At 60.5% G+C, this 14243-nt stretch carries 17 protein-coding genes and 1 pseudogene; 16 read left to right on the forward strand and 2 right to left on the reverse strand.

All coding sequences use genetic code 11. From position 1 onward, the window contains the following. Nucleotide 1 precedes the first annotated feature (1 nt). Nucleotides 2-727, reverse strand: a complete 726-nt coding sequence (locus ACQ4MM_RS11375; RefSeq protein ID WP_431477464.1) for an SAM-dependent methyltransferase — start codon at nucleotides 725-727, stop codon at nucleotides 2-4. A 95-nt stretch (nucleotides 728-822) separates the two neighbouring features. Continuing rightward, a complete protein-coding gene (locus ACQ4MM_RS11380) occupies nucleotides 823-1440 on the reverse strand; it encodes a Maf-like protein (protein ID WP_431477465.1) in 618 nt (205 codons plus the stop codon). A gap of 117 nt (nucleotides 1441-1557) precedes the next feature. Here ACQ4MM_RS11380 and ACQ4MM_RS11385 point away from each other — a divergent pair, with 117 nt between their 5' ends. The 16 genes and pseudogenes from ACQ4MM_RS11385 to ACQ4MM_RS11460 all read left to right on the forward strand — a co-directional run. After that, on the forward strand, nucleotides 1558-2055 hold the full coding sequence (locus tag ACQ4MM_RS11385; RefSeq protein WP_431477466.1) for a YceD family protein: 498 nt from the start codon (nucleotides 1558-1560) through the stop codon (nucleotides 2053-2055). Nucleotides 2056-2197: 142 nt separating this feature from the next. After that, a complete protein-coding gene (gene rpmF, locus ACQ4MM_RS11390; protein WP_028104096.1) occupies nucleotides 2198-2380 on the forward strand; it encodes a 50S ribosomal protein L32 in 183 nt (60 codons plus the stop codon). A gap of 82 nt (nucleotides 2381-2462) precedes the next feature. Continuing rightward, nucleotides 2463-3563, forward strand: a complete 1101-nt coding sequence (gene plsX, locus ACQ4MM_RS11395) for a phosphate acyltransferase PlsX (protein WP_431477467.1) — start codon at nucleotides 2463-2465, stop codon at nucleotides 3561-3563. Then, nucleotides 3517-4504, forward strand: a pseudogene (locus ACQ4MM_RS11400) (beta-ketoacyl-ACP synthase III). The gene plsX and the pseudogene ACQ4MM_RS11400 overlap by 47 nt, the downstream one beginning before the upstream one ends. A gap of 44 nt (nucleotides 4505-4548) precedes the next feature. Next, nucleotides 4549-5490: an ACP S-malonyltransferase gene (gene fabD, locus ACQ4MM_RS11405; RefSeq protein WP_431477468.1), complete on the forward strand. Its 942-nt coding sequence runs from the start codon at nucleotides 4549-4551 to the stop codon at nucleotides 5488-5490. A 13-nt stretch (nucleotides 5491-5503) separates the two neighbouring features. Then, entirely contained in the window at nucleotides 5504-6250 is a 747-nt protein-coding gene (gene fabG / locus ACQ4MM_RS11410) for a 3-oxoacyl-ACP reductase FabG (RefSeq protein WP_431477469.1), read from the forward strand. Between the two features lie 143 nt (nucleotides 6251-6393). Next, entirely contained in the window at nucleotides 6394-6633 is a 240-nt protein-coding gene (gene acpP, locus ACQ4MM_RS11415; protein ID WP_055936274.1) for an acyl carrier protein, read from the forward strand. Nucleotides 6634-6672: 39 nt separating this feature from the next. Next, nucleotides 6673-7917: a beta-ketoacyl-ACP synthase II gene (gene fabF, locus ACQ4MM_RS11420; protein WP_431477470.1), complete on the forward strand. Its 1245-nt coding sequence runs from the start codon at nucleotides 6673-6675 to the stop codon at nucleotides 7915-7917. A gap of 77 nt (nucleotides 7918-7994) precedes the next feature. Further along, complete coding sequence (locus ACQ4MM_RS11425) at nucleotides 7995-8378, forward strand: protein YgfX (protein WP_431477471.1); 384 nt, start codon at nucleotides 7995-7997, stop codon at nucleotides 8376-8378. Between the two features lie 25 nt (nucleotides 8379-8403). Beyond that, complete coding sequence (locus ACQ4MM_RS11430; protein ID WP_431477472.1) at nucleotides 8404-8982, forward strand: sigma-70 family RNA polymerase sigma factor; 579 nt, start codon at nucleotides 8404-8406, stop codon at nucleotides 8980-8982. Nucleotides 8983-8991: 9 nt separating this feature from the next. Continuing rightward, nucleotides 8992-9264 carry a hypothetical protein gene (locus ACQ4MM_RS11435; protein ID WP_431477473.1) on the forward strand — a complete coding sequence of 91 codons (273 nt, stop codon included), beginning with the start codon at nucleotides 8992-8994 and terminating at the stop codon, nucleotides 9262-9264. Nucleotides 9265-9370: 106 nt separating this feature from the next. Then, the gene (locus tag ACQ4MM_RS11440) at nucleotides 9371-10855 is read left to right on the forward strand and encodes a DegQ family serine endoprotease (RefSeq protein WP_431477474.1); all 1485 of its coding nucleotides are present in this window, start codon (nucleotides 9371-9373) and stop codon (nucleotides 10853-10855) included. A gap of 151 nt (nucleotides 10856-11006) precedes the next feature. After that, the gene (locus tag ACQ4MM_RS11445; RefSeq protein WP_431477475.1) at nucleotides 11007-11249 is read left to right on the forward strand and encodes a glutaredoxin family protein; all 243 of its coding nucleotides are present in this window, start codon (nucleotides 11007-11009) and stop codon (nucleotides 11247-11249) included. Nucleotides 11250-11397: 148 nt separating this feature from the next. Further along, nucleotides 11398-13191, forward strand: coding sequence for a translation elongation factor 4 (gene lepA, locus ACQ4MM_RS11450; RefSeq protein ID WP_431477476.1), 1794 nt, complete (start codon nucleotides 11398-11400; stop codon nucleotides 13189-13191). Then, nucleotides 13188-14117 (forward strand): signal peptidase I, encoded by a 930-nt coding sequence (gene lepB / locus ACQ4MM_RS11455; protein ID WP_431477477.1) that lies wholly within the window; start codon nucleotides 13188-13190, stop codon nucleotides 14115-14117. The genes lepA and lepB overlap by 4 nt, the downstream gene beginning before the upstream one ends. Nucleotides 14118-14140: 23 nt before the next feature. Beyond that, nucleotides 14141-14243 (forward strand): type II secretion system protein (locus ACQ4MM_RS11460; RefSeq protein WP_431477479.1); only part of this gene is annotated, 103 nt, incomplete at its 3' end.

Here is a 14243-nt window from a genome sequence, read left to right on the forward strand (position 1 = left end):
CTTATTGGGCCAGTAGCAGGAAGACGGTTGGCTTCTTGTGGAAATCCGGCGCCTTGCCGGAGTCGAGCAGGCCTTTCCATTGCGCGCCCGTGCGGGTGCCGATCGTTTCCGTTGGCAGGCTGATGTCGGTGGCCACGCAGATCAGCGTGGTGCCGTTGCATGCGCTGACCAGCGCTTCCAGCATGGCGGCATTGCGGTAGGGCGTTTCGATGAACAGCTGCGTTTGCTTTTCCTGGCGCGAGCGGGTTTCCAGTTCTTTCAGGCGTTTGGCGCGCGCGGCGGCATCGGTCGGCAGGTAGCCGTTGAAGGCGAAGCTCTGGCCATTCAAGCCGCTCGCCATCACGGACAACAGGATGGAGGAGGGGCCGACCAGCGGGCGCACCGGGATATTGTTGGCGTGGGCCAGGCGAACCAGGTCGGCGCCAGGGTCTGCCACTGCGGGGACGCCGGCTTCGGACAGCAAGCCAACGTCGTGACCGGCTTTCAGCGGGTCGAGCAGGGCTTGCAGCGCTTGCGCCGGGGTGTTGATGTTCAGCTCGCTGATCGCGATTTCCTGGATCGGCTTGGTGGTGCCGACTTGCTTCAGGAAGGCGCGGGCGGTTTTAGCGTTTTCGGCGACAAAGTGGCCGAGTTGGCTGGTCAGCTGCTGCACGTGCTGGGGGATGACCTGGTCCAGGGAGTCGGTTGGGCCGAGGGTGTTGGGGATGAGGTAGAGGGTGCCGTTCATGTTTTAAACCGGTAGACCAGGGTCAGACCCAAGGGTCTGACCCTGTCTGAGCCGAGGCTGCCGGTGCTTTCTTGGTTAACTGTTGAGCAGGCGGGTCAGACCCTTGGGTCTGACCCTGGTTTGCCGGTTTGGAAGAAGCTGACGCCCGCGGCGCGCAGCATGCCGGTCAGGGCGATCAGCGGCAAGCCGGTCAAGGCAGACGGATCGCTGGAGTCGATGCGCTCGAGGATCGCAATCCCTAGCGCTTCGTTCTTGGCGCTGCCGGCGCAATCATACGGCTGCTCGATGCGCAGGTAAGCGTCCAGCTCCGCATCCGGCAAATCGCGGAACTTGACCACGGTCTGGATGTCGTCCAGCTGGTAGGTATTGTTGCGCCCATCCCACAGGCACAGCGCCGTGTGGAACACCACTTCGCGGCCGCGCATTTTCTGCAATTGGGCGAGGGCATTGGCGTGGCTGCCAGGCTTGCCGATTTGTTCATTGTCCAGGGTGGCGACCTGGTCGGAGCCGATCACGAGCGCGCCTGGATGCCGGGCCGCCACCGCGGCAGCCTTCTCGCGGGCCAGGCGCAGGGCGGTGGCGGACGGTGTTTCGCCCGCTTGCGGGCTTTCGTCGATATCCGGCACATCGACCGCAAACGGTAATTGCAGCCGCGACAGCAGCTCTCGGCGATAACTTGAGCTGGAGGCAAGAATGATGTTGGTTGTTTTCATCAGGGAAATGTTATATGCTCTCTGCGCCGTCGAAAAAGAGCGAAAAGTCGCGCAAGTCTTTGACGCGGCGCGGAAAATCCTGTTATTATCGCAGGTTTTCGAGGGAAATTTTAGCCAATGAATGCTTTTGAGATCGACGCTTTTGAATTTTGTCGGACCAACAGCAGCAAGGAAGGGGTAACTCCCGTCGCTGAAATGACCCGGCTTGGCAAGGAATGCGCGAATTCTTCCGGTGAGTTGTCCTGGAGGGTGGAAGGCGGTTCCAGCAAACAGGGCTATCCGCAGATGCGCCTGATCGTTGCCGGCAAGGTACAACTGGTGTGCCAGCGCTGCCTGACCCCGTTTGAATACGAAATCGATTCGTCGACCATCCTGTTGCTCGGCAAAGACGATGCGGAGGCGGATGAGATCGAGGCAATCATTGACGATGAAAGCATTGACGTGATCGTCGGTGCGCGCTCCATGAGACTCATGGACCTGGTTGAAGATGAGGCCCTGCTGGCCTTGCCGCAAGCGCCGAAGCACGAGGTGTGTCCTGATACCTCGCTGGTCGACTCTGCGAAGAATGAGAAGCCTTCGCCTTTCGAAAGCCTGAAAGGCTTGAAGGCAAACTAAACGAATTAATCAGTTTGTAGTAGCAAAGAACGTGTCAAAACGCGTGCAGTAATCGAGTTTGGCATGGATGTAAAAGCTCGATTCGCATGTTTTTGCGCATCGGATGTGTTAAAATCTTAGAACTTTAGTATTAGGAGTCATCATGGCTGTTCAACAGAACAAGAAATCCCCATCGAAGCGCGGCATGCACCGTTCGCACGATTTTCTGGTAGCACCGAACCTGGCCGTTGAGCCAACCACCGGTGAAACCCACCTGCGTCACCACATTTCGCCTAACGGCTTCTATCGTGGTCGCAAAGTGCTGAAGACCAAGAACGACGAGTAATCGACGTTTCGCTTCAGCGACAAGACAAAGCGGTGCTACGCAGGTTTTCTGACGTCGCGCCGCTTTTTCTTTGAGTTATACAATGACAATTAAAATCTCTATCGACTGCATGGGTGGCGATCACGGCCCCTCAGTTACGATCCCCGCAGCACTCTCTTTCCTCAAGCACGAACCGAATGCCGAGCTGCTCCTTGTCGGGCTGGAGGACGTCCTTCGCGCCGAACTGAAGAAGCACCACGCCGAGGCCGAACCGCGCCTGACTTTCCTTCACGCTTCCGAACAGGTCACCATGGATGATCCGCTCGAGGTCGCTTTGCGCCGCAAGAAGGACTCGTCGATGCGGGTCGCCATTGAGCAGGTCAAAAGCGGCGCCGTTGCAGCCTGCGTTTCCGCAGGCAACACCGGTGCCCTGATGGCAGTCTCGCGCTACGTGCTGAAGACCATGGCCGGCGTCGACCGTCCTGCCATCTGCACCATCATGCCCAACAAGCTGGGCAAGCCAACCTATATGCTGGACCTGGGCGCCAACGTGGATTGCGAACCGCACCATTTGCACCAATTCGCTATCATGGGTTATGTGCTGGTGCAGGCGATGGAAGGCATCGAACGCCCGACCATCGGTTTGTTGAACGTCGGCACCGAAGACATCAAGGGCAACGAGGTGGTGAAAGCCACGGCCGCGTTGCTGCGCGCCGACCATGAGCGCGGCGCACTGAACTTCTATGGCAACGTGGAGGGGAACGATATTTTCAAGGGCACCACCGACATCGTCGTCTGCGACGGCTTTGTCGGCAATGTGACGCTGAAGGCTGTCGAAGGCCTGGCGAGCTTGTTCAAGGTGGTGCTGACCGAAGAATTCAAGCGCAACCCGATCACCATGTTGGGTGCGTTGATCGCGCGCGGTGCGCTGCGCATGATCACTCAACGCCTGAATCCCGCCCGTTTCAACGGCGCTGGCCTGCTGGGCCTGCGCGGCCTGGTATTCAAGAGCCATGGCGGGGCAGGTGTGGAAGCCTTTGAATGGGCAATCCGCCGCGCTTACGAGGCGGCGCATCATGATTTGCAAGAGCATCTGTCGGCCATGATTGCTGAACTGATGCCGCAGGAAGAGACGACTACACAAACGAGAGACACGCATGACCCTGTACAGCAAGATCGTAGGCACGGGCAGCTACCTGCCTGAGAAACGCGTCACCAATCATGAACTGGCAGTCCAGCTGGCTGCCAAGGGCATTGAGACTTCGGACGAGTGGATTGTGTCGCGCAGCGGCATCTCCGCCCGCCATTATGCGGAGCCGGAGCAGGCTTCGTCCGACCTGGGCGTGATCGCTGCCAAGCGCGCGCTGGAAATGGCTGGCATGCAGCCGGACGATATTGACCTGATCATCGTCGCCAGCTCGACTCCTGACTTTTACGGCAGCTTCCCAAGCACGGCCTGCATCGTGCAGAAGAAGCTGGGCATGACCAATAACTGCGCGGCGGTGGACGTGCAAGCCGTGTGCAGCGGCTTCGTCTACGCGGTGTCCACCGCTGACAGCTTCATCAAGTCCGGCATGCACAAGAATGTGCTGGTGATCGGCGCCGAAGTGTTCTCGCGCATTCTGAATTTCGAAGACCGCACCACCTGCGTGCTGTTTGGCGATGGCGCCGGCGCAATTGTCATGAGCGCATCGCAGGAGCCGGGCGTCCTGGCCTGCAAGCTGCATGCCGACGGCCGTCATTCCGACGTGCTGCGCGTGCCGGGCAGCCTGTCCAATGGCGCAATCGCCGGTAGCGCTTTCCTGTACATGGATGGGCAGGCCGTGTTCAAGCTGGCAGTTTCCGTGCTGGAGAAAGTGGCTTACGAGGCGCTGGATGCGGCCGGCATGAGCTCCGGGCAGATCGACTGGCTGATCCCGCACCAGGCCAATATCCGTATCATGAACGGCACCGCCAAGAAGCTGGGCATGCCGCTGGAAAAGATGGTGGTGACCGTCGACCAGCATGGCAATACTTCCGCGGCGTCGATCCCGCTGGCGTTGGACGTCCGCCGTGCGCGATGGCCGCGTGAAGAAGGGTGATGTGGTGATGATGGAAGGTGTGGGCGGTGGCTTCACCTGGGGTGCCGTCCTGGCCCGAATGTAATAAAATGCAGTCCTTTTTAGAATAAGAAGTCTAAAGGTTGAAAGATGAATAAATTCGCGTTCGTGTTCCCGGGCCAGGGTTCCCAGGCTGTGGGCATGATGGAGGGCTTTGCCGGCAACCCGGTGGTTGCGCAAACCCTTGCTGAAGCTTCCGATGCTTTGCAATTCGACCTGGGCAAGCTGATTGCCGAAGGTCCAAAAGAAGAACTCGACCTGACCACCAATACGCAGCCGGTCATGCTGACCGCTGCCGTGGCAGCTTACCGCGCCTGGATCGCCGCAGGCGGTCCGGTGCCAAGCGTGGTGGCCGGCCACTCGCTGGGCGAGTACTCGGCCCTGGTCGCCGCAGGCGTGATTTCGTTTAAAGACGCTGTGCCGCTGGTGCGCTTCCGCGCGCAGGCGATGCAGGAAGCAGTGCCGGTGGGGCAGGGCACCATGGCTGTGATGCTGGGCCTGTCCGACGAAGACGTGCGTGCAGCCTGCGCTGAAGCGGCTGCCGCAGTGCCGGGCGAAATCGTGGAAGCGGTTAACTACAATGCGCCGGCGCAAGTCGTGGTCGCCGGCCATACTGCCGCGGTCGAAAAGGCCTGCGAAATCGCCAAGGCCAAAGGCGCCAAGCGCGCCATGCGCCTGCCGGTCTCGGCGCCATTCCACAGCTCGCTGCTGAAGCCGGCTTCGGACCGCCTGCGCGACTACATGGCGTCGATCCATTTCAACGCGCCGCAGATCCCGCTGATCAATAACGTGGACGTGGCCGTGCTGACCGACCCGGCCTCGATCAAGGACGCGCTGGTGCGCCAGGCCGCATCGCCAGTGCGCTGGGTGGAAACCATGCAAAAAGTTGCTGCCGACGACATCGTGAATGTGGTTGAATGCGGTCCAGGCAAAGTGCTGATGGGTCTGGCCAAGCGTATCGATGCCCGCCTGGTTGGCGAGGCGATCTACGACCAGGCAACCCTCGAGCGCATGCTGGAAACCCTGAAATAAAAGAAGGACGACAATGACTCTCGCTAATCAAGTAGCACTGGTGACCGGCGCCTCGCGCGGCATCGGCAAGGCAATCGCACAAGAGCTGGCCCGCCAGGGCGCCAAGGTGATCGGCACCGCCACCACCGAAGCCGGCGCAGAAGCGATCTCGGCTTACCTGGCCGAGATCGGCGCCGAAGCAGGCAAGGGCATGGTGCTGAATGTCACCAACGCCGAGCAGTGCGCCGCCATCATCGACGACATCTCGAAAACCTACGGCGCCGTCGGCATCCTGGTCAACAATGCAGGCATTACCCAGGATAACCTGGCGATGCGCATGAAGGACGAGGAGTGGGATAGCGTGATTGCCACCAACCTGACGTCGGTCGGCCGCCTGTCCCGCGCGGTTTTGCGCGGCATGATGAAGGCCAAGACTGGGCGTATCATTAACATCACGTCCGTGGTGGCGTCGGCCGGCAATCCTGGCCAGATGAACTACGCTGCCGCCAAGGCTGGCGTCGAGGGCATGACCCGCGCCCTGGCCCGTGAAATCGGCAGCCGCAACATTACCGTCAACAGCGTTGCCCCTGGCTTTATCGATACCGATATGACCAAGGCGCTGGGCGAAGACCAGCATACGGCCCTGCTGACCCAGATCCCGCTGGGGCGCCTGGGCAAGCCGGAAGATATCGCTGCGGCCGTCACTTTCCTGGCTTCGCCAGCAGCCGCTTATATTACCGGTACCACCCTCCACGTGAATGGTGGTATGTATATGAATTGATACGGTTATGCGGCATAATGCCGCACGATCGCATCATTTAATAGTGATTTCAACGTAGATCAAATCAAACGTCGAAATTAGTTTATAGGCGCGCAAACCTGCTAAAATGCGCGCTTTCCGTAACAACATATTGGAGCCATAACATGTCGGATATCGAACAACGCGTTAAGAAAATCGTCGCTGAACAACTGGGCGTCGCTGAAGCAGACATCAAGACCGAATCCTCCTTCGTTGACGATCTGGGCGCCGATTCCCTGGACACCGTTGAACTGGTAATGGCACTGGAAGACGAGTTCGAAATGGAAATCCCAGACGAACAAGCTGAAAAGATCACCACCGTGCAGCAAGCGATCGACTACGCAACTGCACACGTCAAGGCCTAATAGAAGCCCTGACTCTCCGATCCACTCCGGGAGACTCGCTTGAGTTCTAAAAACCGTCGTGTAGTGGTCACCGGCCTCGGTGTTATTTCCCCCGTCGGCAACAGCGTTGCCGACGCGTGGAAAGCAATCACCGAGAGCAAGTCCGGGATCGCAAACATTACTAGTTTTGACGCATCGGCCTTCTCCACCCGTTTCGCGGGTGAAGTGAAGGGCTTCAACGTCGAGGATTATCTCGACGCCAAAGAAGCGCGTCACATGGATAAATTCATCCACTTCGGCATGGCCGCTGGCATCCAGGCAATCCAGGATTCCGGCATTACCGTGACTGAAGAAAATGCCGATCGCATCGGCGTGATCATTGGTTCCGGCATCGGCGGCTTGCCGATGATCGAAGCACAGAAGGAAGACTACGACAAGCGCGGTCCGCGCCGTATCTCCCCGTTCTTCGTACCGGCCTCGATCATCAATATGATTTCTGGCAACCTGTCGATCAAGTACGGCATGCGCGGTCCCAACCTGTCCATCGTGACGGCTTGCACCACCGGCCTGCATTCGATTGGCGCGGCTGCTCGCCTGATCGAATACGGCGATGCGGACGTCATGATCGCCGGCGGTGCGGAATCGACCGTATCGCCACTGGGCCTGGGCGGTTTCGCTTCGGCTCGCGCACTGTCCTCGCGCAACGATGACCCAGCTACCGCGTCCCGCCCATGGGACATGGACCGCGACGGTTTCGTGCTGGGCGAAGGCGCAGGCGTCATGGTTCTGGAAGAGTACGAACACGCGAAAGCGCGCGGCGCCAAGATCTATGCAGAATTGCTGGGCTTTGGCATGAGCGCCGATGCTTATCACATGACCTCGCCTCTGGAAGACGGTGCTGGTGGCAGCAAGTCGGCGCAAAACGCGCTGAAGAACGCTGGCATCAATCCTGACCAGGTGAACTATGTGAATGCGCACGGTACCTCGACCCCGCAAGGCGACGTGGCGGAAGTCCAGGGTGTCAAGCGCACCTTCGGCGAGCACGCCAAGAAGCTGGTTGTCAGCTCCACCAAGTCGGCCACCGGCCACCTGTTGGGCGGCGCTGGCGGCCTGGAATCCGTGTTTACCGTACTGGCGATCCACAACCAGGTGATCCCGCCGACCATCAACCTGTTCAACCAGGATCCGGCATGCGATCTGGACTTCTGCGCCAATACCGCGCGTGAGGCAACGATCAACTATGCGCTGAAGAACTCCTTCGGCTTCGGCGGCACCAACGGCAGCCTGCTGTTCGCTAAAGTCTAAACGGAACTTCCAAGCCTCGCCCTGGTCTCAGTACCGGGGCGAGCGCTTCTGCTGTACCCCCCCAATTCTTTATTCCTATGTCGATCGCGGCATCTGTCGCTGTTCGTCCATCGCCATGCCTGCGCGTCTTGCGGGCAGGGATTGTCGCGTCCGTGCTGGCGGTCGGGGCCTGGAGCGGCCAGCCTTTGCTCGCGGCAGCGGCACTGGCAAGCCTGCGGCGCGAAGTCAATTGCAGTCACATTGATATTTCCGGTGTCGGAGAAATCCGGCTGACGGTATACCGGAAGCAATGCCGGGCTCGCTTGCTGGACGGCTGCACGGCATGGCCGGCTGCCTTGCTGCTGCACGTGGAGCTGGAAGACGGCCAGCGCCTGTGGCTGGCCTTGCTGCCCGATTCGGTCGCGGTCGGCGAGTGGCGCCGGCTGCAGGCGGCGGTGCGGACCCAGCTTCAAAAAATGTGAACCAATCTTGGCGGGGCTGCCTCCTATGACGGTGGACCCAGATCGTGAGCTGGTCGAGCGGGCGCGGGCGGGGGAGCGAACGGCGTTCGACTTGCTGGTGGCGCGCTACCAGCGGCGCTTGCTGCGCCTGGTGTTGCGGCTGCTGCGCGATCCGGCCGAGGCGGAGGATGTGGTGCAGGAGACGTTCCTCAAGGCATACCGGGCCTTGCCGCGCTTTCGCGGCGAGGCGGCGTTTTACACCTGGCTGTACCGGATTGCCTTGAACGGGGCGCGCAATGCGATCTTGCGGCGGCGCCAGCGCACTGCGCCGCAGGGCGTGGTGCCATCGCAGCTTGTGGCGCCGGTGCCGGAGATCGGGACGCCGGAGTCGATGCTGCTCAGCAAGCAGGTGATGCTGGCGATCGATGCGGCGCTGGAGGCTTTGCCATTGGAGCTGTGCACCGCCATCGTGCTGCGGGAAATCGAGGGCTTGAGTTATGAGGAAATTGCGCAAATTATGGAGTGTCCGCTGGGAACCGTGCGCAGCCGGATTTTCCGGGCGCGCGAAGCGATTGCGCGGCGCTTGCGGCCCTTGCTGGATTTGCCTGTCGATAAGCGTTGGTGAGGAGGGGCAATGATTTTGCTGCCCGACGAAGATGGCATGCCGGTCGACGCCCAGGTCCATGCGGCGATCGGGGACGCGTTGCGGCAAAGCGTGGCCGATGTCGAGCCCAGCGCAGGCTTCGGGGCGCGCCTGGCGGCAGCGCTTGACGTGGCCGAGGCACAGATGCGGCGCGAATTGGCGGCAGGCGAAGGCGGGCCCGCGGGCGAGGTGGTGGGCGAGGTGGCGGGCCCTGGTGCGCCCGGGACGGGGCAGGGCGCGGAGACGGCGGACGCTGCCTCTTGAAACCGGGCGGGGTTGCCCGCAACATATCGTCACAATATCCGGCTCCCGTTTAACGCGAAGCTGATTTATATTGCTTGTTCTTCATTGACTTTCACTGAACGCAACCATGAAAAAAACCATGATTTCTGCGCTGGTCCTCAGCGCGGCCTCCCTCGGCCTGCCAGCCGTTGCCGGTTTCGCGCCCGCCTATGCGGCGGCTCCCGCCGTGGCCGGTTTGCCTGACTTTGCCGACCTCGTTGAGCGGGTCGGCCCGGCAGTTGTGAATATCCGTACCACTGAACGTATTTCGCAGAAAGACGTCGACGCGGCCGGCCAGGCCGATGAGATGCAGGAATTCCTGCGCCGCTTCTTTGGCGGCCAGATGCCGCGTGGCCAGGGGCAGGCTCCACGCCGGCGCAACCTGCCGAGCCCGGGCCAGGAAATCCAGCGCGGCATCGGCTCCGGCTTTGTGGTGTCGGCCGACGGCTATGTCTTGACCAATGCCCACGTGGTCGATGGCGCGGACGAGGTGTACGTGACGCTGACCGACAAGCGCGAGTTCAAGGCCAAGGTGCTGGGCGCCGATGCGCGTGCCGACGTGGCCGTGCTGAAAATCGATGGCGGCAAGCTGCCTTACCTGACCATCGGCGACCCGAATAAAGCCCGCGTGGGCGAATGGGTGATTGCCATCGGCTCGCCCTTCAACCTGGAGAACACGGTGACCTCCGGCATTATTTCGGCCAAGGCGCGCGATACCGGCGACCTGCTGCCGCTGATCCAGAGCGACGTGGCGGTCAATCCAGGCAACTCGGGCGGCCCGCTGATCAACCTGCGCGGCGAGGTGATCGGCATCAATTCGCAAATCGCGACGCTGTCGGGCGGCTATAACGGCATTTCCTTTGCGATTCCGATTGACGAGGCGATGCGGGTGGCCGACCAGCTGAAGAAGTCCGGCAAGGTAACGCGCGGCCGCCTTGGGGTGCAGATTGGCGAATTGAACAAGGACGTCGCCGAGTCGCTGGGACTGAAGAACAACAAGGGCGCCGAAGTGACCCAGGTCGAGTCGGGCAGTCCGGCCGATAAGGGCGGGGTGCGGGTGGGCGACGTGGTCGTCAAGTACAACGGCAAGGAGATCGACCGTTTTGCCGACCTGACCCGCATGGTGCTGGGCACCGCGCCTGGTACCAAGTCGACCTTGACCGTGTGGCGCAAGGGCGTCCCGGTGGATGTGCATGTGACCGTGGGCGAAGCCGATCCGGACAGCAAGGTGGCAGGCCGTTCGGGTGGCAAGAAAGGCGAGAAGAAGGACGAGGCGCCGGCCACCGCCGCCAACGCCCTGGGCTTCGTGGTCACCGACCTGACGGCGGCGCAGAAGCGCGAGCTGGGCGTGGCCGGCGGCGTGATTGTCGAAGATACCGACGGCCCCGCCGAGGCTGCCGGCCTGCGGCAGGGCGATATCCTGCTGATGCTGAATAACCAGGACATTGTGGATGCCAAGCAGTTCAATGCGGCGGTGGCCAAGCTGGATCCAAAGCGGGCCGCTGCGGTACTGGTACGCCGTGGCAGCCAGGCGCAGCATTTCTCCTTGCGCCCGGCCCCAGCCACCAAGTAAGCAGCACTGGCAGGGAAGCCGCCGCGCGTTTGTCGCCCCTCAAGGCGGCAAGCCCGTGGCGGCGGACCTGGGCTTTCTCAACATCCCGTTCGGCGCGCTACAATGGCAGCCCGCACCCGAGGGGGTGCAGCCTAGCCTACGCAAACCCTGCATGCACTTCACTTTGTACTCCCGCTCCTACTGCCATCTGTGCGACGACATGCTGGCAGCCCTGAATGCCCTGCACACCCCGGAAAAACCGTTCACTGTCGAAGTCATCGATGTCGATGCTGACGCGGCCCTGGTGGCGCGCTTCGATGAGCTGGTGCCGGTGCTGTTCGCCAGCCTCGATGAGCCGGAGCTGTGCCATTACTTCCTGGACGAGGCCAAAGTACGCGCCGTGTTGTCGGAATGATTGCCTGAATGGCACTATTTCTCAGCCTCTCCTCTAGAAATCCGGCTTTCCCCTCTGAAATCCGGTAAAATGCCGGGGGTTACCCTTGCATTGATTTCCATAAAAAGGCGCACAAGCGCCTTTTTGTTATAGCTCGCTTCGATTTTTAATGAATAACATTCGCAATTTTTCCATCATCGCCCACATTGACCACGGCAAGTCCACGCTGGCGGATCGCATCATCCAGCTGTGCGGCGGACTGTCCGACCGCGAGATGGAAGCGCAGGTCCTGGATTCGATGGACCTGGAACGTGAACGCGGCATCACCATCAAAGCCCAGACCGCAGCCCTGAAATACAAGGCGCGCAACGGCGAGATCTACAACCTGAACCTGATCGACACTCCGGGCCACGTCGACTTCTCCTATGAAGTCAGCCGTTCGCTGTCCGCCTGCGAAGGCGCGCTGCTGGTGGTGGATGCGTCGCAGGGCGTCGAAGCGCAGACCGTGGCCAACTGCTACACCGCGCTCGACCTGGGCGTGGAAGTGGTGCCGGTGCTGAACAAGATCGACTTGCCGAACGCCGACCCGCCCACCGCGATCTCGGAAATCGAAGACGTGATCGGCATTGAAGCCGGCGACGCGGTGCACTGCTCGGCCAAGACCGGCCTGGGCGTGGAAGACGTGCTGGAATCGATCATCGCCAAAGTGCCGCCGCCAAAGGGCGACCCGGACGCGCCGCTGCAAGCTTTGATCATCGACTCCTGGTACGACTCTTACGTCGGCGTGGTGATGCTGGTGCGCGTGGTGAACGGCACCCTGCGTCCAAAGGAAAAGATTCGCCTGATGGCGACCGACTCGGTGCAACTGGTGGAAGACATCGGTATCTTCTCGCCGCGCTCGGTCTCGCTGCCGCAGTTGAGCGCAGGCCAGGTCGGCTTTGTGATCGCCGGCATCAAGGAACTGAAAGCAGCCCGTGTGGGCGACACCATCACCACCGTGGCCAAGCCGGCCTCGGCGCCGCTGCCTGGTTTCAAGGAAGTGCAGCCGCAAGTGTTTGCCGGCCTGTTCCCGGTCGAAGCCAACCAGTACGACGCGCTGCGTGATTCGCTGGAAAAGCTGAAGCTGAACGACGCCGCCCTGATGTACGAACCGGAGGTGTCGCAAGCGCTGGGCTTCGGCTTCCGCTGCGGTTTCCTGGGCCTGCTGCACATGGAAATCGTGCAGGAACGCCTGGAGCGTGAGTTCGACATGGACCTGATCACCACGGCGCCAACCGTGGTGTATGAGGTGGAAATGCGCGACGGCACGGTGCTGCACGTCGACAATCCGTCGCGCATGCCCGACCCGAGTCACATCAACGAAGTACGCGAGCCGATCGTCACCGTCAACCTGTACATGCCGCAAGAGTATGTCGGCTCCGTGATCACCCTGTGTATCGGCAAGCGCGGCATCCAGATGGACATGGCCTACCATGGCCGCCAGGTCAAGTTGGTGTACGAGATGCCGATGGCCGAGATCGTGCTGGACTTCTTCGACAAGCTCAAGTCCACCTCGCGCGGCTATGCTTCGATGGACTATGAGTTCAAGGAAAACCGCGCGGCCGACGTGGTCAAGGTCGACATGCTGATCAACAGCGAGAAGGTCGATGCGCTGGCCATCATCGTGCACCGTGCCAACGCGCCATACCGCGGCCGCGCCGTGGCGGCCAAGATGCGCGAGCTGATCCCGCGCCAGATGTTCGACGTGGCGATCCAGGCCGCGATCGGCTCCAACATCATCTCGCGTGAAAACGTGAAGGCGTTGCGCAAGAACGTGCTGGCCAAGTGCTACGGCGGCGACATCAGCCGTAAGAAGAAACTGCTCGAGAAGCAGAAAGCAGGTAAGCGGCGCATGAAACAAGTGGGCTCCGTCGAGATCCCGCAAGAGGCATTCCTGGCAATCCTTCAAGTGGACGAGAAATGACATTGCAATCCATCCTGGGAAATTTCGCATTAATCCTGTTCGTCCTGATGGTGGTGACGGGGATCATCTGGGTCCTCGACCTGGTGGTGCTCGCCAAGCAGCGCCGTGCTGCCGCCAACAGGGCGCTGGTCGAATACGACGCACGCATGGCGCGTTCGGCCGCCAACGGCATCCGCATGGACGAGCAGGGCAATGCGCGTTCGAAGCTGGAGGCGGACATCCTGCGCCAGCCGACCTGGATCGAATACTCGGGCAGCTTCTTCCCGGTGATCGCGCTGGTGTTCTTCCTGCGCTCCTTCCTGTGGGAGCCATTCAAGATCCCGTCGTCGTCGATGGTGCCGACCCTTCTTGTGGGCGACCTGATCCTGGTCAACAAATATACCTATGGCATCCGCCTGCCTATCCTCAATAAGAAGGTGGTGCAGATTAACGATCCGCAGCGCGGCGACGTGATGGTGTTCAAGTATCCGAAAGACATGAGCCAGGACTACATCAAGCGGGTCATTGGCGTGCCGGGTGATAAAATTGTTTATCAAAACAAGCGCTTAACGGTGAATGGCCAGGTAATCGGGTATACCGCGATGGAAGACTACCTGGAAGAAGGTACTCTTACTTACCAGAAACAATTCACCGAGCAGCTGGGCGACGTGCAGCACCGCATTCTGAACAACGAGAAGGCGCCGCCGGTCCTGATCGGGCAGGTGGACGACAATTATCCGCACCGCGAGGCGTGCACCTACAACTATGAAGGCTTCTCGTGTGTAGTTCCTGAAGGAAATTACTTTATGATGGGCGACAATCGGGACAATAGTGCCGACAGCCGTATCTGGGGTTTCGTACCGGACAAGAATATCGTCGGCAAAGCCTTCTTCGTTTGGATGAACCTGGGTAATTTCAATTTTGATCGTCTTGGCGGCATTCGCTAAGCAGATAGGGGAGAACAGAAGTTATGCGCAAGAAGCACGAACGTGGTATCAGCCTGATTGGCCTGATTATTGTCATTGCCATCCTTGGATGCGTTGGTTTGGTGGCGGCCCAGGTCCTGCCGACCT

This window comes from Massilia eburnea (genome assembly GCF_050709955.1).
Taxonomy (GTDB): Bacteria; Pseudomonadota; Gammaproteobacteria; order Burkholderiales; family Burkholderiaceae_D; genus Rugamonas; species Rugamonas eburnea_A.

Bases quoted from the DNA above. Each gene is read 5' to 3' on its own strand.
- ACQ4MM_RS11375 (WP_431477464.1), bottom strand. From the start codon at position 727: ATGAACGGCACCCTCTACCTCATCCCCAACACCCTCGGCCCAACCGAC.
- ACQ4MM_RS11380 (WP_431477465.1), bottom strand. From the start codon at position 1,440: ATGAAAACAACCAACATCATTCTTGCCTCCAGCTCAAGTTATCGCCGA.
- ACQ4MM_RS11385 (WP_431477466.1), top strand. From the start codon at position 1,558: ATGAATGCTTTTGAGATCGACGCTTTTGAATTTTGTCGGACCAACAGC.
- rpmF (WP_028104096.1), top strand. From the start codon at position 2,198: ATGGCTGTTCAACAGAACAAGAAATCCCCATCGAAGCGCGGCATGCAC.
- plsX (WP_431477467.1), top strand. From the start codon at position 2,463: ATGACAATTAAAATCTCTATCGACTGCATGGGTGGCGATCACGGCCCC.
- fabD (WP_431477468.1), top strand. From the start codon at position 4,549: ATGAATAAATTCGCGTTCGTGTTCCCGGGCCAGGGTTCCCAGGCTGTG.
- fabG (WP_431477469.1), top strand. From the start codon at position 5,504: ATGACTCTCGCTAATCAAGTAGCACTGGTGACCGGCGCCTCGCGCGGC.
- acpP (WP_055936274.1), top strand. From the start codon at position 6,394: ATGTCGGATATCGAACAACGCGTTAAGAAAATCGTCGCTGAACAACTG.
- ACQ4MM_RS11425 (WP_431477471.1), top strand. From the start codon at position 7,995: ATGTCGATCGCGGCATCTGTCGCTGTTCGTCCATCGCCATGCCTGCGC.
- ACQ4MM_RS11430 (WP_431477472.1), top strand. From the start codon at position 8,404: ATGACGGTGGACCCAGATCGTGAGCTGGTCGAGCGGGCGCGGGCGGGG.
- ACQ4MM_RS11435 (WP_431477473.1), top strand. From the start codon at position 8,992: ATGATTTTGCTGCCCGACGAAGATGGCATGCCGGTCGACGCCCAGGTC.
- ACQ4MM_RS11440 (WP_431477474.1), top strand. From the start codon at position 9,371: ATGAAAAAAACCATGATTTCTGCGCTGGTCCTCAGCGCGGCCTCCCTC.
- ACQ4MM_RS11445 (WP_431477475.1), top strand. From the start codon at position 11,007: ATGCACTTCACTTTGTACTCCCGCTCCTACTGCCATCTGTGCGACGAC.
- lepA (WP_431477476.1), top strand. From the start codon at position 11,398: ATGAATAACATTCGCAATTTTTCCATCATCGCCCACATTGACCACGGC.
- lepB (WP_431477477.1), top strand. From the start codon at position 13,188: ATGACATTGCAATCCATCCTGGGAAATTTCGCATTAATCCTGTTCGTC.